The 23,717-nt window shown below is 52.5% G+C and carries 15 protein-coding genes; 7 read left to right on the top strand and 8 right to left on the bottom strand.

Annotation, left to right across the window (positions count from 1 at the left end; translation table 11 throughout):
- Window positions 1–76 precede the first annotated feature (76 nt).
- Together CR46_RS0113210 and CR46_RS0113205 are read right to left on the bottom strand one after the other, a co-directional pair.
- On the bottom strand, window positions 77–787 hold the full coding sequence (locus tag CR46_RS0113210; protein WP_030073649.1) for a Crp/Fnr family transcriptional regulator: 711 nt from the start codon (window positions 785–787) through the stop codon (window positions 77–79).
- A 199-nt stretch (window positions 788–986) separates the two neighbouring features.
- Entirely contained in the window at window positions 987–1,706 is a 720-nt protein-coding gene (locus tag CR46_RS0113205) for a Crp/Fnr family transcriptional regulator (RefSeq protein WP_030073648.1), read from the bottom strand.
- 455 nt (window positions 1,707–2,161) lie between these two features.
- Here CR46_RS0113205 and CR46_RS0113200 point away from each other — a divergent pair, with 455 nt between their 5' ends.
- Complete coding sequence (locus tag CR46_RS0113200; RefSeq protein WP_084180483.1) at window positions 2,162–3,511, top strand: serine hydrolase domain-containing protein; 1,350 nt, start codon at window positions 2,162–2,164, stop codon at window positions 3,509–3,511.
- Here CR46_RS0113200 and CR46_RS0113195 read toward each other — a convergent pair.
- The 3 genes from CR46_RS0113195 to CR46_RS0113185 are packed head-to-tail and all read right to left on the bottom strand — an operon-like array spanning window position 3,508 to window position 5,083.
- Window positions 3,508–3,840, bottom strand: coding sequence for an AzlD domain-containing protein (locus CR46_RS0113195; RefSeq protein WP_030073646.1), 333 nt, complete (start codon window positions 3,838–3,840; stop codon window positions 3,508–3,510). The two genes, CR46_RS0113200 and CR46_RS0113195, sit on opposite strands and share 4 nt — an antisense overlap.
- Window positions 3,837–4,556 (bottom strand): AzlC family ABC transporter permease, encoded by a 720-nt coding sequence (locus CR46_RS0113190; RefSeq protein ID WP_030073644.1) that lies wholly within the window; start codon window positions 4,554–4,556, stop codon window positions 3,837–3,839. The genes CR46_RS0113195 and CR46_RS0113190 overlap by 4 nt, the downstream gene beginning before the upstream one ends.
- A complete protein-coding gene (locus CR46_RS0113185; protein WP_030073643.1) occupies window positions 4,553–5,083 on the bottom strand; it encodes a helix-turn-helix domain-containing protein in 531 nt (176 codons plus the stop codon). Before CR46_RS0113185 ends, CR46_RS0113190 begins: the two co-directional genes overlap by 4 nt.
- A 257-nt stretch (window positions 5,084–5,340) precedes the next feature.
- Here CR46_RS0113185 and CR46_RS0113180 point away from each other — a divergent pair, with 257 nt between their 5' ends.
- Entirely contained in the window at window positions 5,341–5,670 is a 330-nt protein-coding gene (locus CR46_RS0113180; protein WP_030073642.1) for a hypothetical protein, read from the top strand.
- 93 nt (window positions 5,671–5,763) lie between these two features.
- Here CR46_RS0113180 and CR46_RS0113175 read toward each other — a convergent pair whose 3' ends face one another.
- The 3 genes from CR46_RS0113175 to CR46_RS0113165 all read right to left on the bottom strand — a co-directional run bounded on the left by CR46_RS0113175 (window position 5,764) and on the right by CR46_RS0113165 (window position 16,014).
- On the bottom strand, window positions 5,764–6,090 hold the full coding sequence (locus CR46_RS0113175) for a hypothetical protein (protein ID WP_030073640.1): 327 nt from the start codon (window positions 6,088–6,090) through the stop codon (window positions 5,764–5,766).
- A 283-nt stretch (window positions 6,091–6,373) separates the two neighbouring features.
- The gene (locus CR46_RS18330; RefSeq protein WP_030073638.1) at window positions 6,374–15,268 is read right to left on the bottom strand and encodes a GH36-type glycosyl hydrolase domain-containing protein; all 8,895 of its coding nucleotides are present in this window, start codon (window positions 15,266–15,268) and stop codon (window positions 6,374–6,376) included.
- 137 nt (window positions 15,269–15,405) lie between these two features.
- Complete coding sequence (locus CR46_RS0113165; protein ID WP_030073636.1) at window positions 15,406–16,014, bottom strand: CDP-alcohol phosphatidyltransferase family protein; 609 nt, start codon at window positions 16,012–16,014, stop codon at window positions 15,406–15,408.
- Window positions 16,015–16,281: 267 nt separating this feature from the next.
- On the opposite strand from CR46_RS0113165, the gene CR46_RS0113160 reads away from it, so the two are divergent.
- From CR46_RS0113160 to CR46_RS0113140, 5 genes are all read left to right on the top strand, one after another.
- Window positions 16,282–17,922 carry a DASS family sodium-coupled anion symporter gene (locus tag CR46_RS0113160; RefSeq protein ID WP_035536728.1) on the top strand — a complete coding sequence of 547 codons (1,641 nt, stop codon included), beginning with the start codon at window positions 16,282–16,284 and terminating at the stop codon, window positions 17,920–17,922.
- A 118-nt stretch (window positions 17,923–18,040) separates the two neighbouring features.
- Window positions 18,041–19,189, top strand: a complete 1,149-nt coding sequence (locus tag CR46_RS0113155) for an exonuclease SbcCD subunit D (protein ID WP_030073632.1) — start codon at window positions 18,041–18,043, stop codon at window positions 19,187–19,189.
- Entirely contained in the window at window positions 19,186–22,251 is a 3,066-nt protein-coding gene (locus CR46_RS0113150) for an AAA family ATPase (protein WP_030073630.1), read from the top strand. Before CR46_RS0113155 ends, CR46_RS0113150 begins: the two co-directional genes overlap by 4 nt.
- A 106-nt stretch (window positions 22,252–22,357) precedes the next feature.
- Window positions 22,358–23,146: a tellurite resistance TerB family protein gene (locus CR46_RS0113145; RefSeq protein ID WP_030073628.1), complete on the top strand. Its 789-nt coding sequence runs from the start codon at window positions 22,358–22,360 to the stop codon at window positions 23,144–23,146.
- A complete protein-coding gene (locus tag CR46_RS0113140) occupies window positions 23,146–23,634 on the top strand; it encodes a phosphatidylglycerophosphatase A family protein (protein ID WP_030073627.1) in 489 nt (162 codons plus the stop codon). The genes CR46_RS0113145 and CR46_RS0113140 overlap by 1 nt, the downstream gene beginning before the upstream one ends.
- The last annotated feature ends 83 nt before the right edge of the window (window positions 23,635–23,717 follow it).

Here is a 23,717-nt window from a genome sequence, read left to right as displayed (position 1 = left end):
GTCGCCAGTTCAAATAAGGGCGACGAGGTGAGTTAGTTTATTAGCAGGGCCAGGGCGTAGACCGGTCAGCGTTTCCCTAGCGCATCAACATCCTAGTATAAAGTGCGCAGTCATCGGTATAGCATTTGCAGGCGGCTTTGATTAAGCCTGAGCGATCAATGATGATAATTTCACCACGGTGATAACGGATAAGGCCGCGTGTTTGCAGCGCAATGGCCGCGAGCGTAATACCAGCTCGGCGTACGCCTAGCATCATGGCTAAAAACTCGTGGGTCAGCTGCAGGCTATCCGACTTGGCGCGATCTTGGGTCATTAAAAGCCAGCGGGCGAGGCGCTCTTCAATTCGATGAAAATGAATACAGGCCGCTGAGTTAGCCAGTTGGCTGATAACCACGTAGAGGTATCGTTTTAGCCGCTGGTGCAATACAGGTGCGTTTAGCAGCAGCTGTTGAAAGCTGGCCGCGTTAATGCGCAGAGCTAGCCCTTCACCTTGGATTAATGCGAGCAACGGTGTTTCTGCGATACCGAGCACCAGTGAAATGCCTAGCATGCCCTCACGTCCTGCCATCGAGACTTCCAGCCGGCTGTCCATCGTCAGAATAACAATCTGTGAAATGAAGCTATCGATGGGGAAGTAGACATGGGTGATGGTATCGGTGGGCTGGAACAGCACTTCTCCAAATGAGAGCTGTACGGTGTCGCAGATGGCCATCAACGCATCCCGCTCAGCGGTAGGTAGCTCAGCTAGTAATTGATTGGCATCGGTAGCGTGAAAAACAGATGTCATGTGCCTCTCCGGTTATTAGAAAAACCTGGCAAACGGCACAATGAGGGGGGTAATCATTTCGATGTCGGCTGCAGATAGGCCATCATTTATCAACAACGGACTACCTACATATTACCATTAGGTTAATCAAGCGTCGGCACGCTAGCGTACACAAGGCGCTGCTGTTTTTTGTAATACGTTAGTGGCTGCGCCTAATTGTTCACATAACGTTATGGTGGTTAAGCAGGCGGTCGTACTCGTCTTTGACGACCGAATAGCACTCACATACACGCTCTTCAAGGCCTTGCCGATCCAACACATTAATATGCCCACGGTGATAAGCGATCAGGCCAGCCCTTTGCAGTTTACCTGCTGCTTCGGTAACCCCCTCACGACGAACGCCCAGCATGTTGGCAATTAATTCCTGTGTCATGATCAGTTCATTGCCCCACAGCCGGTCTAGGCTGAGTAGTAGCCAGCGGCATAGCTGCTGATCAAGATTATGGTGGCGATTGCAAACCGCCGTTTGAGCCATTTGTGTTAGCAGGGCTTGGGTATAGCGTAACAGCAGTCGCTGCATGGTTCCTGCGCGGTAGAACTCGTTTTTGAGCAGCTGGCCCTTTAGACGTAACGCCTTTCCAGCACTCTGCACAATCGCTCGGCTGGGCGTGGTCTCACCGCCCATAAATAGCGACACGCCCACGACTCCTTCATAGCCGACAACGGCGATTTCCGTTGAGGCACCGTTCTCCATTACGCATAGCAACGAGACGATGGAGTCCAGCGGAAAGTAGACATGATTCATGTGCTGTCCTGATTCACATAGTGACTGCCCCAAGGTAAGCGCCACCTCCTCAAAGTGGGGCATTAGGCGTCTTAGTTCTTCCTCTGGTAATAAGCCAAGCAATGCATTTTTCTGAAAAACATGCGGTTCAAGCATTGAATACCCCCGATTATTCCTAGCTGTCACGCAAGTGTTGATTACGGTTGGTTATGTAAGGCTAGTGATAGGCACATGCCTCTCAAGTATAGAGGCTCAGGAGGCAATCTCTGTACGCTATCGCACATAGCGCTGTTTAAGCCGATGGGTGCGACATAAATACAGTCAGCTATCACTATTTCTTCGATAGTGTTCGCCAACGCACAGTAGGCGACTAATTTAACGCCTACTATCAGTATCAGTGGGGCAAAGGAGTTGCTTAAACAGGACGTTGCACTGCGCGCTGCAAGGAAAGCAGCGCCAATTTATTGTTTATCTAGCACCACAATCCCAGCTAACGGCTGGGGTTGTGGTGTTCGCATGTCCGCCATGCTGTTAAGCAAACGGCGTTTCTATCTATACTGGGTGCATCGCCTGTTTAATTGGGTGTTAAACAGCTAACCAAGGAGTCGGTGATGCCACCTCTACGCTGCCACGTTACCTCTGTATTCACGCTTATGCTTTCCGCTGTGTTCCTTAGTGGGGCAGCCTCTGTTAGCGCCCAGCAGGCCAGCACCGTGTTGTTAAGTGCTGAAGATTCCGACCCTAACCGCTTGGGATGGATGCAGGGCTTTCCGCCCGCCCCAGAGCGGGTGATTGGCCAGCCGGACTCCAACTACTTTAGCTTCCCCAAAATGCGCTGGACGGTGTGTCACTTCCGCGAGCTATTGCCTACTAAGCAGGTTAGTCGTGGCTTGGGCGCTCCGGTGCCGTTTAGCTATGCATTAGACGATGCAATCAATGATGTTACTTTTACGCCGATAGACGGCAGCGAACCTATGACATGGCAGGCATCGCTAAACGAAAACTACACCGATGGTCTGCTGATTCTTCATCAGGGGCAGGTGGTGTATGAGACCTATTCCGGCTGTTTGGATGAAGCGGGCAAGCATGGCGCAATGTCGGTCACTAAATCCATGACTGGGCTTCTAGGTGAAATTCTAGTGGCCGAAGGCGCACTGGATGAGCAGGCGCTAGTAGGCGATATTTTGCCAGAACTGGCCGACAGTGCTTTTGGTAGCGCCACCGTAAAACAGCTACTTGAGATGACCACGGGCCTTGCTTACAGCGAAGATTACAGTGACCCTAACGCTGAAATCTGGGCTTACAATGCAGCAGCAAGCCCACTACCTAAGCCAGACGATTACACTGGGCCGCGAACTTATTACGAATATTTAGCGACGGTAGAGCCGGAAGGTGAGCATGGGCAGGTATTTGGCTATAAAACAATCAATACCGATGCGCTGGGGTGGGTAATTGCGCGTACCGCGGGAGAGTCGGTGACATCGCTGCTTTCATCACGCATCTGGCAACGCATGGGGGCTGAACAGGATGGCTACTTTACCGTGGACTCTATCGGTACGCCGTTTGCGGGTGGCGGCTTAAGTGCAGGGCTGAGGGACATGGCCAGGATAGGACAGTTAGTGCTTAATGAAGGTGTGATGAATGGCGAGCGGCTATTTCCTGCAGCGGCCGTTGAGCGTATTCGTCAAGGGGGGGACAGACAGGCATTTGCCGCCGCGGGTTACCGCTATTTGCCGGGTGGCAGCTACCGAGGTATGTGGTGGTCGCTGCATAACGAGCATGGTGCCTTTGCTGCGAGAGGCGTGCATGGGCAAACGATTTACATTGACCCCACCGCTGAGATGGTCATTGTGCGCTTTGCCTCACATCCCGTGGCGGGCAATGCGGCGAACGACCCCACTTCACTGCCCGCTTACCAAGCCGTCGCGGAGTATTTGATGGAGCAATCAGCGACGCGTTAAAGCGTCGCAACGATCTCCACCAAGCCGAACACCGCAACACCTGCCGCCACGGGCCAGCCTAACGAGCGTAGCCGCCACCATACCAGTAGCGTCACGGAAAGCCCGATGGCGGTGGCTAGCCATGAAATGGCATTTGGGTTGACCGGCACAATGGAAACTCCCAGCACGGCGGCAATCATTAATGGCCCAAGAATACCCAGCCACTGGGGCATGGTGTTAATGCCTGTATCGCTACCCAGACGGCGCTGCATCCACAAGAACGGCACCACGCGCATCAGTAGGGTGCCAATAGCGCAAACTGCCACGGCTAGCCATAATTCGAAGCTCATACTGGTCGCCTCTGGGTTTGGAGTTTGACCGTATAGAAGCATAGCGCGCCGCAAGCGGCAGCCAGCGGAATAGCCACGTTGCTCCACCCCGCGATGGTTAAGCCTAGCGCGGCCAGAATGGCGCACCCCATGGCGGCTGCCCAGCGTTTATTGGTGAAGCGGGGTGCCACCATGGTTAAGAATAGAGCAGGCAGTGCGAAAGGCATGATCTCCCCGAGTAGTGGCCAGCGGACGGTAAAGGCCTCGCCCGCCGTGGCCCCCACCGTTGTACCCACAATCCATGCGCCCCATGCAAGCAGTGATGCGCCGACAAACCAGCTAAAGCGCTTTACGTCAGGCAGCTGTGGAAGCCGGGTCAAGGCCAAGGCAAACACTTGGTCGGTGAGGCCATGCATTAGCCATGGCCAGTGGCGGCTGCGCGGCAACAGCTCAGCAAGGTTGGGGCCATACACCACATGGCGCACGTTAATTAGTAGCGTCATCGCCACTACCAGCCATAGCGGCGCGCCGGTGGCGATCATGCCTACAAACAGAAACTGCGAAGCGCCTGCATAAATCAGGGCGGATATAGCGGTGGCTTCCAAGGTGCTGAAACCTGCCTGGCTAGCCACTAACCCAAACGACAGGGCTACCGGAATATAGCCGCCCAACAGCGGGATGGCTTCGCGCACGCCTTGTAGCGCGCTACGCCAGGGGGAATGGATGGCATGATTCATGGTGCGTCCCTTTGTTCACCGTAAGTAACGGTGAGTAGCAGGGTGGCCTCATGGTCTTGGGTGCGGTAGCAGTGCGGCTGGTCGGCGGGAAACGTTTTGGTCTCTCCGGGCGTTAGCACGGTGGTGGCTCCCACTGGACCTGCTTCCAGCCAGCCACTAATTAGGGTTAGCGTTTCTTGGGTGCCAAGTGTGTGAGCTTCAGCGTGGCGCAGGGTATGGGGCGCGCAGCGCATCCAGTAAGCATCTACTTGTGGTGAACCTTTGCCCTGATCAATCAGCTGCACCTGCACGCCATCTTCGCCAAGGGGAACGCTAATAGGCGCCACTAGCGTGCCAAACGGCGCATTAAGTTGAACGGCTAATCGCCAGAGAGTGTCCAGGGTGGGGTTACCATTACCTTGCTCAAGACGACACAGGTTTGATTTGGCAATGCCAGCGGCGTTAGCTAAATAGGAGAGTGACCAGCCTTGCGCTTGACGCAAAGACTGCAAATGCTTGCCTAGCGTGATTAATGATTGCTTGTCCATACTGCTACCCTACTGTTCCTTTTATAGAACGTTCTATATAAAGAACAGTGGGATGTCAATTGTAGAGTGTGTCCACCATTGGTCAGGAAAGGCATCGTTACGCAGAACTCGGCCATTGTAGTGATAAAAAATGTTAAGTAGCGGCTCACTTAAATGAGTGTTTATCGATATACTGCGCCGGTGGCTAGGTTTTGCACTTAGCGACGACGTTGTGACCTGCTGTTTCTCTCAAAAGAAAAAAAATAAGGAACATATCGATGCGCATAAAAGTGTTATTGGCTGCACTGCTGATGCTGTGTAGCTCTTCGCTTGTCATGGCTGCTGACTATTACGTAGATATTACTAATCGTACGGGTTATACCCTTTACTATATGTACGTAAGCCCCGCAGACTCGAAAAGCTGGGAAGAAGATGTACTCGGCAATGATGTTCTGATGGATGGTGACACACAACGGGTGACAATTACGGGTTATAACAGTCCTATCTTCGATATTCGTTTAGTCGATGAAGATGAGGATAGTTACACCTTTTGGAATGTAGACGTATCAACCCAGGATCTTGTGGTGACGTTGGATCACCTCGACTAAAAAAATCGAACGGCTTGCCGCCTTAGCAGCGTCCTCACTGGTGATTCTGAGGGATTAGGGCAAGCCGTTTTGTTTAGTACACGCCAATATTGGTTATGCAATAGCAGGTAGTTGAGAAGTCACTTCGGCAGAGGAATGACGGCTTGGCGCGCTAGAAGATAATGACTCGGTATTATCAGCACTAAACGTCACTAGATCGGTGTAGGCCTGCTCGGTCAGACGAGTTACCTCTGGTGATGCACCCCACTTCAGCAACATTTCGTCGATATGACGTTCAGCTGTTTCAAACTGGCCGCAATGGCTAAGCAGTTTGGCGATGGTGTAATCGCATTCTGGGGTATCAAACATTTCTTCCCTGATCTCTTGAATGGCCAGTTGGAGGCCTTTTCGGGAAATATCGCTTAGCTGGTTAGGTTGCATGCCACGACTCCTTGTGAATGCTAACGGTTTCAAATGCTAACGTTTACAAATGCTGTGCTGTATTAAATTCGACGCTCTTTTGTACGCCTCTTGTACCCTCACGAGGCTAATACACTGTTTCGAGAGATTCAATCGCAAACTAGAAATATTTCAAAAAATTAATTTGAACGAAAGACCCCGCTTGCTTGCTAGGGGCGCGTAGAGTAATTGCTCCCCTAACGTATAAAGAAATACATTCATAAAAGTTATACAAGAAATTAAATAATTAGTCATCGCATCGTCATTATGCAGGGGCGCATCGCCGGATAACTATCTCTAGTTGATGATGCTGATTATCTAGCGGCACCCTAATAGGCATGCCAACCCCTGTTTCTACTAAGTAAACGCCATCCAGTGTTGCAGTGAGGGCTTGGCTTGAGCTTGATAGGGTCAGACTTGATAGCGTTTGGCTTGATAGATTCTGGCCTAACATTGCTGGAGAAGCTTGCGCGTTGATCACCTTGATATGATAGTGCGATTGGTCAAGGGTAATGTCAGCACTAAAATGCGGCCAGCTCGCTGGCAGGCATGGAAAAATTACCAGCCAGCTAGCTTCCCGGCGAATGCCTAAAATACCCTCCATACCGGCTTGATACATCCAACCGGCGGCGCCGGTGTACCATGTCCAGCCTCCTCGACCCACATGGGGAGCCACAGAGTACACATCAGCAGCCACCACATAAGGCTCAACGCGATAGCGGGTAGCCGTTTCCGTGGTGGTGGCATGGTTGATGGGGTTAAGCAGTGTAAATAGCTGATGTGCTTTGTCACCTTCACCCAGTTGGGTGAAGGCCAAAATTGCCCACATTGAAGCATGGCTATACTGCCCACCATTTTCGCGCATACCAGGCGGGTAGCCGCTTATATAGCCGGGGTCCTGCTTAGGGTGATCAAAGGGAGGCCAAAAAAGCAGCGCTAACTGCGGGTCATGCAGAATGAGTTCGCGCTCCAGCGAGTGCATTGCGAGCGTCGACCGTTCAGGGTCGCTGGCGCCGGAAAGCACCGCCCATGATTGGGCGATGGAATCAATCTGGCATGCATCGCTTTGTTTGCTGCCCAGCCAAATGCCGTTGTCGTAAGTCGCTCGACGATACCACTGGCCATCCCAAGCGCTGTTTTCAATTGCTATGCGTAGCGCCTTAGCATGTTCATACCAACGAACGGCGCGTTGGGGTTCATCCGCGTGGCAGGCTTGGGCCTCGCGCTGTTCGGCAATTGGCGCAAAGTGATGAAGTGTTTTAAGCAGCAACCAGCCTAGCCATACACTTTCTCCCTTGCCCTCAGCACCCACCCGGTTCATGCCGTCATTCCAATCCCCGCCGCCTATCAGCGGCAAACCATGTTCACCCAGTTGCGAAAGGGTAATATCAAGACCGCGTGCGCAGTGTTCAAACAGTGGGGCGGCTTCCAGTGAGGTGGTTGGCTGGAAAAAGTGTTCGTGCTCATGCGATGACAACTGCGCGCCGTCTAAAAAGCTCACCGGCTCGTCAAGCACTGCTATGTCCTGGGTTGTTGCGAGATAACGCGCGCAGGCGTAGGCCAACCAAACCCGGTCGTCAGAGATACGCGTGCGCACGCCTTGTCCGGAATGGGGCAGCCACCAGTGCTGTACATCCCCTTCAGGGAATTGACGTGAAGCCGCCCGCAGTAAATGCTGGCGCGTTGTAGCAGCATTGCTAAACGTCAATGCCATGCAATCTTGCAACTGATCGCGGAAGCCATAGGCACCGCTGGCTTGGTAAAACGCTGAGCGAGCTGTTAAACGACAGGCGATGGTCTGATACAGCAACCAGCCGTTTAACATGATGTCCATTGCCCGATCAGGTGTTTTGACCTGTATGGCATTGAGCTGGGTATTCCAATGGTCGTGAATGTTGGCAAGCTCAGCATCAATGTCAGCATCACGAAAACGGGCAATCAGCTCGGCAACTTCGTCATTGGAGCCACCCTGACCAAGCAGTACGATAATGTCGACGGTTTCTCCTGGGACGAGCGTCACGGGACGCTGAAGCGCAGCGCAGGGGTCTAGCCCGGCGCCTAACGTGCCAGAAAGCGGCGTTTTACACCGTAACCCAGCCGGTTCAGCTAAGTGTTTGCCGTAACCGATAAACTCACTGCGATTGCCTGTCCATTGCGTAGGTTGCTCGCCAATATCGAGGAAAGCCACCCGGCCTGGGAAGGCGGCATTCCATGGGTTGGTAACTAACAACGCACCGCTTTCTGTTGCTTGCGATGTGATAAGAAAGGGGGCTGATGTGCTTCGCGACGTGCCCAAAACCCACTCTGCATAAGCAGTCACAGAGAGCTTGCGCGTCCTGTTTGAATGATTTGTTATTCTCAACCGCGAGATGCGCAACGGAGCATCTCGCGGCACGAAGTGCAGCAGCGATAAGCTAAGCCCATCAGTATGATGTTCAAATTGACTATAGCCATAACCATGGCGCGCAATGTAACGGCCTGAATCACGAATCGGGCTTGCCGTTGCCGTATAAAGCGCCAGTGATTCTTCATCCCGGACATAAATAACATCACCGTTTGGGTCAATAACGGGGTCATTACTCCATGGTGTCAGTTGGTTTTCTCGGCTGCTGTCTGCCCACAGATAGCCAGCGCCCTCTGCTGATACTTGAAACCCGAACTGGTGATGTGCAATGACATTAATCCAGGGCGCTGGTGTCGAGCTGCCCGCTTCTAGAATGATGACATACTCTCGTCCTTGCTTTGCAAACCCGCCCCAACCATTAAAAAGCTCAAGTGTAGGCCGCTTAAACTGGTGAGGATTGTGGGCCTTATCCATCAATTGTCTGGGGAGAGCACGTTTAGTAATGACAAGCGGAGGCTTCTCGGTGCTCTGTCGGGACAACATAATAGACAGCTGATCGGCAATTGATCCTCGGTGTGCTATCAGCGCCACGCGAGCAACCGATTGAAGCTGAGAGCATGACTGGGCGCTTGCTAGATCGGCTCTTAAGGCATAGACCGTTCCCTGGGCATCGCCACTGTGAAGTCGGGGTCTTGCCTGACTGCTGAGAATCGTGGCTTCAATGGCTTGCTGTAGATCTTGAATGTAAGAGGTTGCACGCTCATTGATGATGACGACATCGACTTCGAGACGTTTCATGCGCCAATACTCATGGGCACGAAGTAATTGATGCAATTGTGGCAAGTCATCAGTGGATTGAATCCGGAGCAATACGATGGGTAAATCGCCGGAGATCCCGTGTTGCCATAGCAGCGATTGTTGAGCTGCGCCGCTTTGAATCGCTTTCTGAGGTGCTCTAAAGCGTGCGTCTGGATAGAGCAGTGGGGCAGCTAACCGCTGAAAGTCAGCGGCCTCCTCTGGCTGAGTGCCCAAATGACGTAGTTGCACTTGTGCCTGAGTCCAAGCGAGCATTTTTGCTCGCTCAAAGGCGCTAACGTCATGATGTTTGTCAATTAAATCCATCAGCGCTTCACGTGAGTCGGCAACGACCGTCCAGTAAGCAATATGGGCGGCTTTGCCTGGCTTGATTCTCAGGCAGTAGCGTGATGCAAAAATGGGGTCAATGACACTCCCCACCGTACCTGATAAATGTTGGCCTTCAGCAAGTGCCGTTGCTGCGGAAATACGGTGGCCCCGGCCAATAAATTGCTCGCGGTCGGTCTCGTATTGGAAATCTCCAACGGTATCGCCTTCCACGACGGCGAACTGAGCTACCCACACTTGTGCTTCGCTGGGGTCCCGCCGTCGCCGAGTAGCCACAAGGGCATTAAATGCGGGGAGGTATTCAGTGACCACGAACATTTTGGCGAAGCTAGGGTGAGCGTTGTCGGTACTCGGCGTGGTGAGTACTAATTCTGCATAAGTTGTAACATCAATATCGCAGGTTTGGCGTCCACTGTTGGCTAGTGTTAGCAAGCGTACTTCGCTGTTATCTTCCCCAGACACCAGGATGTCCAAGTGGCTTGAAATAGACTCGTGACGATGCACATAGCGGGCATAATCTTCAGCAAACAACACGTGGTTGTCGTCGTCATTAGCGCCGGTATGTGATTCCAGGTATTGTCCTGTTGCACTCCAAACGCTTGGACGTCGCGTATCGCGGAGAAAAATAAAGCTTCCCCAGTGATCTCGAGTGGTATCTGGTTGCCAGCGAGTGATGGCAAGATTGTGCCATCGGCTGTAGCCGCCACCTGTTGCGGTCAACATGACAGAGTAGTTGCCGTTTGAGAGCAGGTGGGTCGCCGGAGGTCCGTTGGCGCAGGTTGAAAGTTTGCGCACGGTTTGTGCTTCGTTGATGGTTTGGCTAGCGGTTGATTTCACCTCTTCAGCACGGGGGTAAGCAATAGCCACATCCCTTGGAATCTGCTCTTGAAGCAATAGCTCGCTCGCCTGAATCATTGGTTCGCGGTGGAAGCGTTGTCGCATCTGCCCATGGTGAAGCGTATTAGCGATGGCAACGATGGTCATGCCTTGGTGGTGTGCCATGTAGCTGCGCACAATTACCAGCTTAACGTCTTTGGGGAGCCGTGAGCGGGTCAGGTCTAGCGCTTCGTAGTAGCCATAGCGTCCTAGCGCGCCCATTTCTGCAAGGCGGCGATAATTTTTGAAGGCCCCTTCTGGGTCGATCATTGCCGCCAACCCCGTTGCGTATGGCGCGACCACTAAATCGGCCGATAGACCACGCTTTAGCCCTAATCCAGGCACCCCAAAATTGGAATATTGATAAGTATGCTCTATGTCCCGTGCGTTATACCCTGACTCAGAAATACCCCAAGGAGCTGAAAACTGTGCGGCGTATGTTTCCTGGCGTTTAACTACTAGGCGGTTAGTTTGCTCCAATAGGCTGCCAGCGGGTGCGCGCATTATTAGCGAGGGCATCAGATATTCAAACATGGAGCCTGACCAGGAAATCATCGCCGCACCCTCTTTTAACGGGGTTGCGGCGCGCCCTAGTCGGAACCAGTGGCGAGTGGCTACATCGCCTTTGGCAATGGCGAACAGGCTGGCCAGCCGTGCCTCTGAAGCCAGCAGGTCATAGCAGCTTGTGTCCAGGCTAACGTCGTCCAGCGAGAAGCCGATCGACAGTAACTGCCGCTCAGGGTTGAGAAGAAACGCAAAATCCATACTGAGGGCAAGCCGTCGGGCTTTACTGGCCAGTTGCTGTAGCCGCTCGCCATGCGCGCTGATGGCAATTGATGTTTTTCTGTGGTCAGCGTTATGCTGAGCCGCCGTTTTATGTAGGGCTGTCACCCAAAAAACCACATCTTCGCCATCATCCTTGCCCCTGTCTTTATTACCCCTATCTTTATTACCCCTATTTTTATTGTCATCTTCACTATTGCGGTCGTGATGGCCATTAAACAGGTCGCTGGCTATTTTAAGTGCTTGTTTTGTATGTTTTGTGAGGGCTTCCAAATCTAATGGAGACGTTTTATTTTCGCTTAATAGAGTGGCGACTTTCTCAAGCTGTTCAGTGAGCGGTTTAGTGGGCAGGGATTTTTCTATTGATTGAGAAGCGCGCTTAAGTTCTTCAAATTTAAGTTCTTCAAATTTAAGTGCTTCAAATGCCAGCGCTAATGTATCGGCTAGTGCTTGGCAAGGATCAGGTTGAAATGTCGTGTCTTGCCAGGTTTCCAAAGCGTTGGCGAGGGTAATGAGGTGTCCAGCAAGGTTGCCGCTATCGACAGTAGATACATAGCGAGGGTTTAGCGGACGCAGGTCATCGATTGCATACCAGTTAAAGAAGTGACCACGATAGCGGGGCAGGGTATGCATGACGGCAAGCGTCGTTTCTATACGGCTTAGCGCGTTGAGATGACCGATCCAGCCGAAATCACGTGCCGCCAGTATCGACAGCAGGTAGAGGCCCATATTGGTCGGTGACGTTCGCTGGGCGATCACCGGCTTAGGCACTTCCTGAAAATTGTCCGGCGGCAGCAAATTGGTCGATGTAGTTACAAAAGTTTCAAAGTAGCGCCAGGTTCTGCGGGCAATTAGCCGAAGTTCACGGGCAGTTTCTTCTGCTATAAGAGGTTGGTACGCAATACTAGTCGTACTGCTTAGCCAAGTCGCTAGCGCAGGCGCTGCTGTCCATAGTAGTGCGATCGGCAAGACCATTAGCCAAACACTACTGTTAAACCATAACGCACTAAAGGCAACGGCTATGCCAAGTAACGTACCGGGCGCCATGTGCCGATAAAAACCCCAAACGGTCAGGTGTGGGCATTTCATCGTTTGGGCAGACGATGTCCACTCTAATAAATGACGGCGAGTTATAAAAACCCGTGTCAGCGTGCTAACAATGGCATCTAGCATCCGCCATGCTTGGTCAGGGAGAAACATCAGCTGCAGCAAAATTTGCTTCAATCCCAGCGTTAGTTCGTCCCGCCATTGTTGGAAGTGGTAACGGAGATTGACGCCTGCGCGCAGTGGAGCGAACGACGTTATTAACGACAGTAAGACCGGTATGCTAATGACCATAATAATCATTAAACTGCTGACAACGGCCATCATGACAGGCAGTTGCCAGCTCACCGCAAAGCAGGCTAACAGTAAGGGGGGGAGCAGTGATCGGCGTAGATTGCCGAGTATTTTCAAGCGCCCTGAAGGCGGTAACGAGGCTGTTAGTAGCCAAGGGAGTAACTGCCAATCCCCTCGCACCCAGCGGTGTTGGCGTTTGGCCACCACATCATAACGGTCTGGAAAGTCTTCTATGACTTCAATATCTGATGCCAATCCCGCACGGGCAAAAATGCCCTCAAACATATCGTGGCTCAGCAGGCTGTTTTCAGCGATACGGCCCGCTAGTGAAGCTTCAAAGGCATCAATATTGTAAATACCTTTACCAGCAAACGAGCCATCACCCACTAAGTCTTGATAAAGATCGGAAATGGCGGCGGCATAAGGGTCAATGCCTCCTGGTGAAGAGCACAGCTGTTGATAGGTAGAGCCTCTTTCGCCTGTAGGCATCGATTGAGTGACGCGTGGTTGCAAAATTGCATAGCCTTCCACTACCCGCCTTTGCTGCGTATCAAATCGAGGATGATTTAACGGGTGGGCTATTTTGCCAATCAGCTTGCTCGCGGCTCCTCTTGGCAGGCGTGTGTCGGCGTCCAGCGTCAGAATATAGTGCACATTTCTTGGTAGGGAAGGTGGGGTTCTGAAGGTCGTGTCCGTCGCGCCACGTAACAGTTTATTGAGCTCATGAAGCTTGCCCCGTTTGCGCTCCCATCCCATCCAGCATTGTTCACCTGCGTTGTAGACGCGGTTGCGGTGTAGTAAGAAGAAGCGCTTTTCATGGCTGGAAGCACAGTAGCGTTTGTTTAATTCCTCAATGCGTTTTTCACAAATGCTCAACAGTGCCTCATCGGTGGCTAGTTCTGCCTGCTGTGCATCAACGCCATCGGTCAAAAGTGCATAGCTAATGGCACCGCCACCGCTACTTAGATGATGCACCTCAAGCCGATCAAGTTGCTCTTGTAAGTCGGCTTCATTGGTCAGTAGCGTTGGCATCGCCACCAGCGTGCGAAGAGAGGGGGGAACACCTTTGGAAAGATCTAGGCTAGGCAGTGGCTGTGCACCGATATTATAAATAACGAAACGATTGACGATAGACGTAGCGAACTCAATTGTGGGCAGGATGCCCAGGGCTGCCAATAACAATAACCAACGTGACGACACCTCGCCTGAATGCATTGATAACAGCAACCACCCGGCTAAGGCCATCAAAGCGACGGTAGTCGCTGTCAGCATTATGACGTAGCCATTGATGCCATTTTTCAACAGTAGCTGACGAAATCGCCGTTTCAATGGTGGGCGAAAGTTAAGGCGTTTTTCTAACCTATTCCTACCTGCCGCCACCAAAAAATAACCGGGGTCTTCAACTCTTGCTGTCTCGTGGACATCATCGGTAAGTGGCAGTGCTTCTCTTGATAGCGTTAGCGTATGCTCAACGATTTCTAACTCGGTATAGGCTGAGCCACGGGCGAGCTCTTCCACTGCAACGCGGTACTGATTGCGTGTTGAAAAATCGTACTGCGCAAAGCGACTGTGTTCGCGTAATTTTGCGTCTACCAAGCTGACACTTTCGAAAAGCTCAGCCCAATCGGTGCTGGAGATAAAACGCATACTAGTGATGATGTTGCGCACAGTAACGTTCGACGCCCCTTGGCACTGCTGGGTACTTTGCACGACATCATCGATAGATTCGCCCTGGCGATTAAGCTGCTCAAAAAGCCAGCAGGCGAGTGCATTGGTATGGGGGTTAACACCGCGTAAACGTTTGGCTAATTGAGCTATAAAAGGCGCCGACAGTGGTGTTTTCTGAGACGTAAAGGAGGAGAATGTATAACTAGCTGAGTCATTACTCGTTGAACAGTCATCTGTCGAAACGCTATTAACTGATTCGTTGTTAATTGACTCGTTGTTAATCGACTCGTTGTTAATCGACTCGCTGTAAGGTGAATAACGATTGGAAGAGTCGTTGCTTATTGGTGAGTCATTTTCAGTAGCAAACCACTTAGCCGCTAGTGCGTCCGCTGCATCGCGCGCCGTTTGTTCAGTAATAATCTGGTCGGCAAGACGGCGTAGATTCTCGACTAATACAATACGAAGCGTTATCGCAACTGCCCATAATTCTCCAATCGTTAGTGGCTGAGTGCGTTGGTAAGATTTAATAAATGCACGTAAGTTAGAGAGTTCTATATTGCTATCGGTATGTGCAATAAAAGCCCATGCAATACCAAATACGCGTGGATAACCCGCAAAGGGGCCTTCTGCAAGCTTTGGTAACTGTCGGTAATAACCCGGTGGAAGGTCACCGCGAATTTCACGAATTTGTGCTTCGATGAGATGATAATTATCAAGTAACCAAGCGGCGGCGGGAACGACCTCTCGACCTTCTGCCAGCGTGACAGCGCAAGCGCGGTAAGCAGCAAGTAATACGCGGGCATTATCGTTTAGGCGGCGCGTTAACGACGCCACTTTGGGTGGGCTTGCTGTCACGACTTGCGCCAGTGCTAGACTACCCGCGTGCTGTTCGAGCCGTTCTGCACTAAACAATTCTTCACGTACTGGCGAGGATGAACGCCATAATGCCATAGAGGCATTGTGTTGGTGCACACGACGAAATAAGGGCGTCTGAAAAAAAAGAGTCACGGGTTACATCCTGATGAATGTGTACAGCACAGCTCATAAAACAATGCTTTTCTATCAGGACGATGTGCTTAATGTTCGCTGTTGTCGGTTCGATAACGCACATTGCATGCGTAACCGTTATAGGGTGATCTTAAGTGCTAGCGTAAGGTCCAATAGCCTCCCCATAGCCGCGTAATCGTTGTGATCAGACAAGCGGCTGCAAATAGACCCGCTAGCCATGGAAAATACTGAGGAAACAAGCAGAAAAGTACTAACGCAACAACGGTTTCTGTGCCTTCGGTCAACCCTTCTAAATAGTAAAACGCTTTTTGTGGAAAATTTGGCCGTTCGACATTGCGTGCTTTCGCCGCAATCGCAAAGGCTAAAAACGATGTTCCTGTACCGATAAAGGCGAATAGCAGTAACGCTGCTGCCAGCGCATTTTGCGCAGGGTTAGCCAGCGCGAATCCCAGCACTACTGCAGCATAAAAGACAAAGTCTAACCCGATATCAATAAACCCGCCCGCATCACTTTGTTGGCCGCTTAGCCGGGCAAGTGCGCCATCTAGTCCATCACCTAGGCGGTTAACTAAAATCGCTATCAGTGCCAAAACATAATATTCAAAGGCTAATAGCGGTAGCGCGCTCATTCCCACTAAAAAGGCCGTTAAGGTAACTTGGTCAGGGGTAATCTGCCTGTTGTTGAGATGCCGAGCCATAGTGGCAAGCGGTCGATGGGTAAGCGGCATAGTAAAACGGTCGAGCACGTTAGTACCTCCTTGGAAAGCGTCTCAAACCTACCGTGATGGGGCTGGAATGTCATGTAAGAATGAGCTAATAATTGCGACTAAAGTGGTTAGACTTTGGTTGTATTTTTTGCCAATTTACTGGACTAATCCTTGGCTGCAGTGAATAAAGTGCACCGAAAAAGCCAGCTAGGCTATTTTAAATACGCCATCGGGTTTTACTGTGTAAAAAGCCCTTTTGACCACCTGACTGCGAGCGGTACTTAGAGAATGCGCAGAACTGCCACGATGACACTCTGGGAGATGCTCTGGCACTCCCATGAACAAGTTAAAAATTTACTGATGTGCGCGTTGCCAGCGCCTGGCGCGGGGCGCTCAGCTTCCAACACTTCAGGCGAGCAGCAAGGAACCGGCGATAAGCCGCCAACGCCACCTGCTTATACAAAACCTCAAAAGGTTGGCCTGGTGCTGGGGCCAATGTTGTTTGCGTTTGTACTGCTGTTTTTCCACCCGGCAGACCTAAGCGTAGAAGGCCGTATGGTGCTTGCGACCACCTTGTGGGTGGCGGTTTGGTGGATTACTGAAGCTATTCCTATTCCGGTAACGTCGCTATTGCCGATTGTACTGCTACCAATTACCGGGGCCCTTGAAAGTAGTGCGGTAACGGCGGCTTACGGTAATCCTATTATTTTCCTTTTCCTTGGTGGTTTTATGATCGCCTTGGCGATGGAGAAGTGGGATCTGCATAAGCGCATTGCACTCACGATTATTTCGCTGCTAGGCACCAGTATTAACAGCATTGTGTTCGGCTTTATGGCAGCCACTGGCTTTCTGTCGATGTGGGTTTCCAATACGGCCTCGGTCATGATGATGTTGCCCATCGGCACCGCGATTGTGTATCAAGTGACCCAAGAGCTAAACAAAAGTGAGGGTGATCATAGCGAAGAAATTGATAAATTCAGCAAGGCACTTATTTTCGGTGTTGGTTATGGTGGCACTATCGGGGGGTTGGGTACTCTGATTGGAACGCCTCCTAATATCATTTTAGCTGCGGTTGTGAATGAGTTGTTTGGGTTTGAAATTACCTTTGCTAGCTGGATGATGTTTGCTTTCCCCGTAGTGTTAGCACTGCTGTTGATTGGCTGGCTGATGCTGACACGCATCATTTACCCGATTAAGTTCAGCAATCTTCCAGGCGGCAAAGCGCTTATTGCCAAAGAAAAGGAAGCGCTGGGTAAAATCACCTTCGAAGAGAAAGCCGTGTTGGGGGTTTTCCTGTTAGCGGCGTTTTTCTGGATTACCCGCTCATTTTTATGGCAAGGCCAGCTCCTGAATATTCCCGGCATTAACGACACAATGATTGCCGTTGCAGCGGCAATTGCACTGTTCTTAATTCCCTCGCCTAATAAAGGCGGCTGCCTGCTGGGGTGGGATATTGCGAAAGATGTGCCTTGGGGCATTCTGCTGCTATTTGGTGGTGGCCTAGCAATTGCTGCTGGTTTTGGATCTTCGGGCTTGGCCGCATGGATCGGTGGTCAAATGAGTGTGCTGGAAGGCGTTAACTTCTTGCTGGTGATTCTGTTAGCCGCAGGAATGGTGCTGTTTTTAACTGAAATCACCTCCAATACAGCAACGGCCACGATGATTCTGCCGGTGCTAGCGTCGCTGGCGCTGGCATTGGATATTCATCCATTCGTGCTGATGGTGCCGGCGGCAATGGCAGCCAACTGCGCCTTCATGCTGCCGGTGGGCACGCCCCCCAACGCGATTATTTTTGCGACTGGAAAAATCAAAATTATTGAAATGGTACGCAACGGTTTCTGGTTAAATATTTTCGCGCTGCTGCTAATCGTCGCGTCGGTTTATTTCTTGTTACCCCTCGTGTGGGGAATTGATTTAACCACCTATCCGGACGCATTCCGCAACTAACTGCCAGCGACTACTGCTGCTCCAGCCCCGCCATGTGCGGGGCTTTTTGTGCTGGGTGACGGGCAGTTTGGAATGCAGATTGCTATGATGGGGAATATTTTTTTGCATTGAGCCTGCCATGCGACTACTTCATACCGCCGATTGGCACCTGGGGCGGCTGTTTCACAACCTCTCGCTGTTGGAAGACCAGCGCCATGTCTTGAACCAGCTGCTGGAGATTGTCGACCGCGATGCGGTGGACGCGGTGCTGATTGCCGGTGATATTTATGACCGTTCGGTGCCGCCAGCCGCCGCTGTCACGCTATTAGATGAGATGCTTGGCGAGTTGTGTGAAAAGCGCCGTTTGCCGGTGATTATGATCTCTGGCAACCACGACGGTGCTGAGCGCCTTGGCTTCGGCGCGCGCCACCTGCGCCAAGCAGGGTTGCATATTTTGTCTGATCTATCCGCCTGCGACCGCCCTGTGTCGCTGTCGATTAATGGGGCGGAGGTGGATGTGTTCGGTATTCCCTACGCTGATCCAGAGTATGTGCGCAGTCAATTTTCGGTGGATGTTCGTGATTTTGACAGCGCTCACCGTTACTTAGTCGAGCGTATCAACACCCAGCGCCAAGCGAGTCGACCTACGGTGCTGATGAGCCACTGCTTTGTGGATGGCGGCAGTGCCAGCGATTCAGAGCGCCCGCTAACCTTGGGAGGCGCGGAAAGTGTTGCCTGGGAACCTATGCAGTCGTTTGACTATGTTGCTTTAGGCCACCTTCATGGGCCGCAGTATCGCGGCGGTGAGCATATTCGCTACAGCGGCTCGCTACTTAAATACAGCTTCTCAGAGGCTAACCAGCGCAAAGGCGTCACGCTGGTGGATATTGGTTCCGAGGGCGTGAGCCAGATCGAACACCGCCCGCTGACCCCGCGCCGAGAGGTACGCGTGCTGGAAGGCGAGCTGGCTGAGCTGCTAGCACAAGGCAAAACCGATACCCACGTCGATGATTATTTGTTAGTGCGGCTGACCGACCGCCACGCGATACTTGACCCCATGGGCAAGCTGCGCGAGGTCTACCCCAACGTGCTGCATTTAGAAAAGCCCGGCATGTTGGCAGCGCGTGGGCGTCAGCAGTTAGATCGCGAACGGCTGCAGTTTAGCGCGCTGGATATGTTTAGCGATTTCTTTACCCAAACCAGCGGGGGCAACATGAGTGATGAGCAGGCCAGCGCCATGCGTGAACTCATCACCACCCTAAGCCGTGAGCAGGAGAGCCAGCCATGACGCCGTTAACGCTCACCATGCAGGCGTTTGGCCCCTTTGCAGGCAGTGAAACGATCGATTTTACTGCGTTGGGCAACAGCCCGCTGTTTCTGATTAATGGCCCTACGGGCGCAGGCAAAAGCTCGATACTAGATGCCATCTGTTTTGCGCTTTACGGTCAAACCACCGGTAATGACCGCGATGCCGGGCAAATGCGCTGCGACCAGGCCGCCGATACTTTGTTGACCGAGGTCAGCTTGGATTTTCGCCTGCGTGATAGTGCTTACCGGGTGCGCCGAGTTCCCCAGCAGGAGCGCCCCAAGGCCACTGGCGAAGGGACTACCACACAAAGTGCTGAAGCCCAGCTGTGGCGGCTGACCCCAGAAGGTGAAGAGGATGAGTGCTTGGTGGCGCGTAAGGTTACCGATGCCAACAGCCAGCTGCACGCCTTAATAGGTCTGGATGCGAATCAATTTCGCCAAGTGATGGTGCTCCCCCAAGGGAAGTTTCGTGAACTACTGCTAGCAGAATCGAAAGACCGCGAGAAAATTTTTTCTCAGTTGTTTCAAACCCAGATTTTTCAGCGTATTGAAGAGCGCCTGCGTACCCAAGCGAATCAAATTGAGCGAGCGGTGAATGATCACCGCCAGCATATCAGTGGCATTTTGGCCGGTGGTGAGCTGGAAAGCGAAGCGGCATTAGCGCAAGAGTTAGCGGCGCTAACCCCGCAAGTAGAGCAAGCGCGTCAGCGTTTTGAAACCGCTCAGCAGCAGCGCCGCTGCGCTGAACAGATGCTAGGCGAAGGCCAAGCACTTCAGCGCCAATTTGAAATCCGTGACAGCCTCGCCGCGGAGAAAGCGCGCCACCTTGAACAGCAAGCGCAAATAACCGCCTTTCAGAGCCGATTGACCCAAAGTGACCACGCCCAAGCGCTGAGGCCTTACAGCACTGCGTTAGTCCAAGCGCAGCAGGCATTCACTGCCACTCAAGAACAGCAGCGACAGGCCGATTCCGCGCTTGCTGCCCAGCGTATCAGTACTGAACAAGCCCAGCATGCATTTGAGACGGCGCGCCAGCGTCAAACCGAACTTCCCGCGTTGCGTGAGCGCCATCGTCAGTTGGGCGAGTTTATCCACAAAGGCCAACAACTGAGTGAGCTGGAAGCGCGCTGGAAAACAGCCCAGGTCGCTTGGCAACACACTGATGAGGCACTAAAGCGTGACGAAGCACAGTTAGACGGTATTCGCCGACAAGGCGAAGCGCTAGGCGCTGCTCTTGAGGAGTTACAGAACGAGTTTCAGCAGTTAGCCAGCGCCCCTGTAGAGCTGAGTCGCCATGAGAGCTTATTAACTCAGAGACAGGAGTTGGATGAGCTGATTCGGCAGGGGCGTGAACTCGACGCTCAACAACAGCAGGCAACACAGGCGCTTAAAGGTCGGCAAAGGGAAGCGGAGCAGGCCAAACGCCACACCACTGAGCAAGAGATGCGCTGGCACCAAGGGCAAGCTGCACTGTTAGCGCTCACTCTTGAAGAGGAGGCACCTTGCCCGGTGTGCGGCAGCCTTGAGCACCCGGCCCCGGCGGTTAAACATGCTGATATTGTTACCCAAGATCAGGTGGAAACAGCGCGCTCAGCTGAGGAACGGGCCCGCCACGCATTACAAACCGCCGAGCGTCAGGTACACCAGTTAGCACAGCAGCTTAGCTACAACGCTGAGCAGACGCAGCGCCTTAGCCACCAGCTAGGCGCTTGGGCCAGCCAACCACAAGTTGAGCTGCAACAGGCCTGCGAACAATTACGCCGCCAGGTCGGGCGTCACAGGCATGTGCAGGGTGAGATTAACCGGCAAAACGCTGCTCGTGACGAGCGTCGCCGGGATTGGAGCGCGTTAGACAAACAGCTCAAAGCCCAGCGACCTCAGGTTGAAAAGGCCAAAGAGGAGGCGTTACGGCTAGATAGCCAGTGCGATCAGTTACGTCAATCACTGCCAGAAGATGTGCGTAACCCCTTAGTCATGCGCCAAACGCTTATTGAGCTGGACAACCAGATTAGTGAATTTGAAAAAAACTGGGAAAGCGCACAGCAAGCGCTTGCAGAGACCCAAACCCAGCAAGCTCGGGCAGAAGAGCAGCTGCGCGGTGCCAACTATCAGGTAACGCGGAGCCAGCAAGCGCTTGAACAGGCCCAGGCTGAGTGGCAAATAGCGCTACAGGCCAGTTCATTTGAAAGCGAAGCTGCTTTTCAGGCGGCTCAGCTAGAAGATAACCAACGCCAAGATCTGGCTCGCCAAGTAGAGGAGTATCAGCGCCGTTTGGCTGAGCTTGACGGCGCGCTACATAATTACCACGCCCAGCTGGCTGAAAAAAAGCTGCCGGATATTACTGCACTCACCGCTCAAACAAAAGCTGCTCAAGCAGAGGAGAATACTCAGCTAGAGGCATGGCGGTCGCTGGATGGGCGGTTAAAGACCTTGCAGGGTATTGGCCAAAAACTCACTGCTGCCCACACGGCCCAGGCCGAGCTTGAAGCCCAATACCGAGTATGGGGTACGTTAAGCGAGGTGGCTAACGGGCGCACCGGTAACCGCATTAGCTTGCAGCGTTTTGTGCTGGGAGTACTACTAGACGACGTACTGATTCAGGCGTCTGAACGGCTGGTGCGTATGAGCCGCGGGCGCTACCAGTTGGTGCGCCGTGAAGACCCATCTAAGGGCAATAAAGCGTCAGGATTGGAGCTAGACGTGGCCGACACTTACACTGGAAAGAGCCGTTCAGTAGCGACGCTTTCCGGCGGCGAGTCGTTTATGGCGGCGTTGGCGTTGGCGCTGGGGCTTTCTGATGTGGTGCAGGCCTACGCCGGCGGTATTCAGTTGGATACGCTATTTATTGATGAAGGCTTTGGCAGCCTGGATCAGGATGCATTAGACCAAGCGATCGCCATGCTCAGTGAGTTACAAATGGGCGGGCGAATGATTGGGATCATCTCGCATGTCAGCGAACTCAAAGAGCAAATGTCTGTCCGTGTTGAAGTGCGTGCCAGCCGACTTGGCAGCTCGGTGGAAGTAAAGGGCGCGCTTCTTTAAATGCCTGGGGTGGCGTTAATTCATGCTGCGTTCATACAGCATGTTTTATAACGGAAGTTAATTGTCTAGCGAGCCCTAGAGATACTATCCACTTAGGAGTGCAAGGATGAACGCAAGCAAGATTTTACAACAGTTGATGAAGCAGGCCAGCGGTAGCAGAAGTAGTGGAAACAGTAGTGGAAACAGTAGTGGAAACAGCGGAAACGGTATCGATGTTAAAGGCGTTATTGATGGGCTGTCGCGCCAGCTAGGCGGTGGCAGCAGTAGCGCAAACCAAGGCTCGCGGCAAGGGGGCGGCTCTAGCGGTTTTGATATGAAGAGCCTATTAGGTGGTGGCGCAATGGGGCTGCTCGTTGGCTCTAAGCGTGGCCGTAGCATGGGCGGCAAAGCGCTCAAGTACGGCGCGATTGCTGGGGTGGGCATGCTGGCCTGGAAAGCATGGCAAAGCTCCCAGGAAGGAAAAAATGGTGCTAATCCGTCAAACGCTGCTCAAAACGCCGCATCCGAAGGTGAGCGAGTAGAGGCGCTTAGCGGTGAGTATCAAGAGCGGCGTAGTCTCGAACTGTTGCAAGCAATGATTATGGCGGCGAGAGCCGACGGCCATATTGATGAACAAGAACAGGCGCTCATCACAGAGCAGATCGACGCGTTAGGTGCCGATCAGGAGATGCACCGCTGGGTCGAGCAGCAGCTCAACGCCCCACTGGATGCCCAGGCACTTGCCCGGGAAGCTGACTCCCCTCAAGCTGCCCGCGAGATGTACTTGATTAGCGTCGCGGTGACGGATGAGCAAAATCCCATGGAGCGCGCTTGGTTGGATCAATTGGCAAGTGCGCTAAATCTCTCGCCTGATATGGCCGCCGAGCTTGAACGCCAGGCGCAGCAGGCAGGTTAATGCTGGATACCATTAATTTTTGGCTAGCCACCGGCTTTGGGCTGGGGCTAGCGCCGATTGCGCCGGGTACGGTTGGTTCGCTGCTGGGCATTCCGTTAGCATGGTGGTTGTTAAGCCGACCGTTGGTGCAGCAGGGCGCTATCATGGCTGTTCTGCTGGTACTTGCTGTGCCGGTTTGCCATGTTGCTGCGTGGCACTATGCAGGACTAGATCATGGCAGCATTGTTGCTGATGAGTACTTGGCGTTCCCGCTAGTAGTGATTGGGCTACAGGCAGCACGACATCCGTTGGTGATGGCGCTGGCATTCGTTGTTTATCGTTTCTTTGATTCGCTGAAGCCGCCACCAATTCATTTGGCAGAGTATGTGCAGGGTGGCTTTGGCATTGTGTTAGACGATGTTATTGCCGCATTAGTGACGTGGGTAGTGATGGCACTAATACTGAAATTATGGCAGCGCCGAACCTCTGAACAACACTTAAGCTCGTAAAAATACCAGTAACAAAAAAAGCGCCGCTAGCTTGTTGAAAAGCTAGCGGCGCGCTCTTTTTACGGCTAATGATTTTGAGCGTT

Source organism: Vreelandella neptunia (assembly GCF_000712975.1).
Taxonomy (GTDB): domain Bacteria; phylum Pseudomonadota; class Gammaproteobacteria; order Pseudomonadales; family Halomonadaceae; genus Vreelandella; species Vreelandella qaidamensis.
The sequence above is the reverse complement of the archived record's forward strand: the minus strand, read 5'-3'. Positions and strand labels throughout refer to the sequence as shown.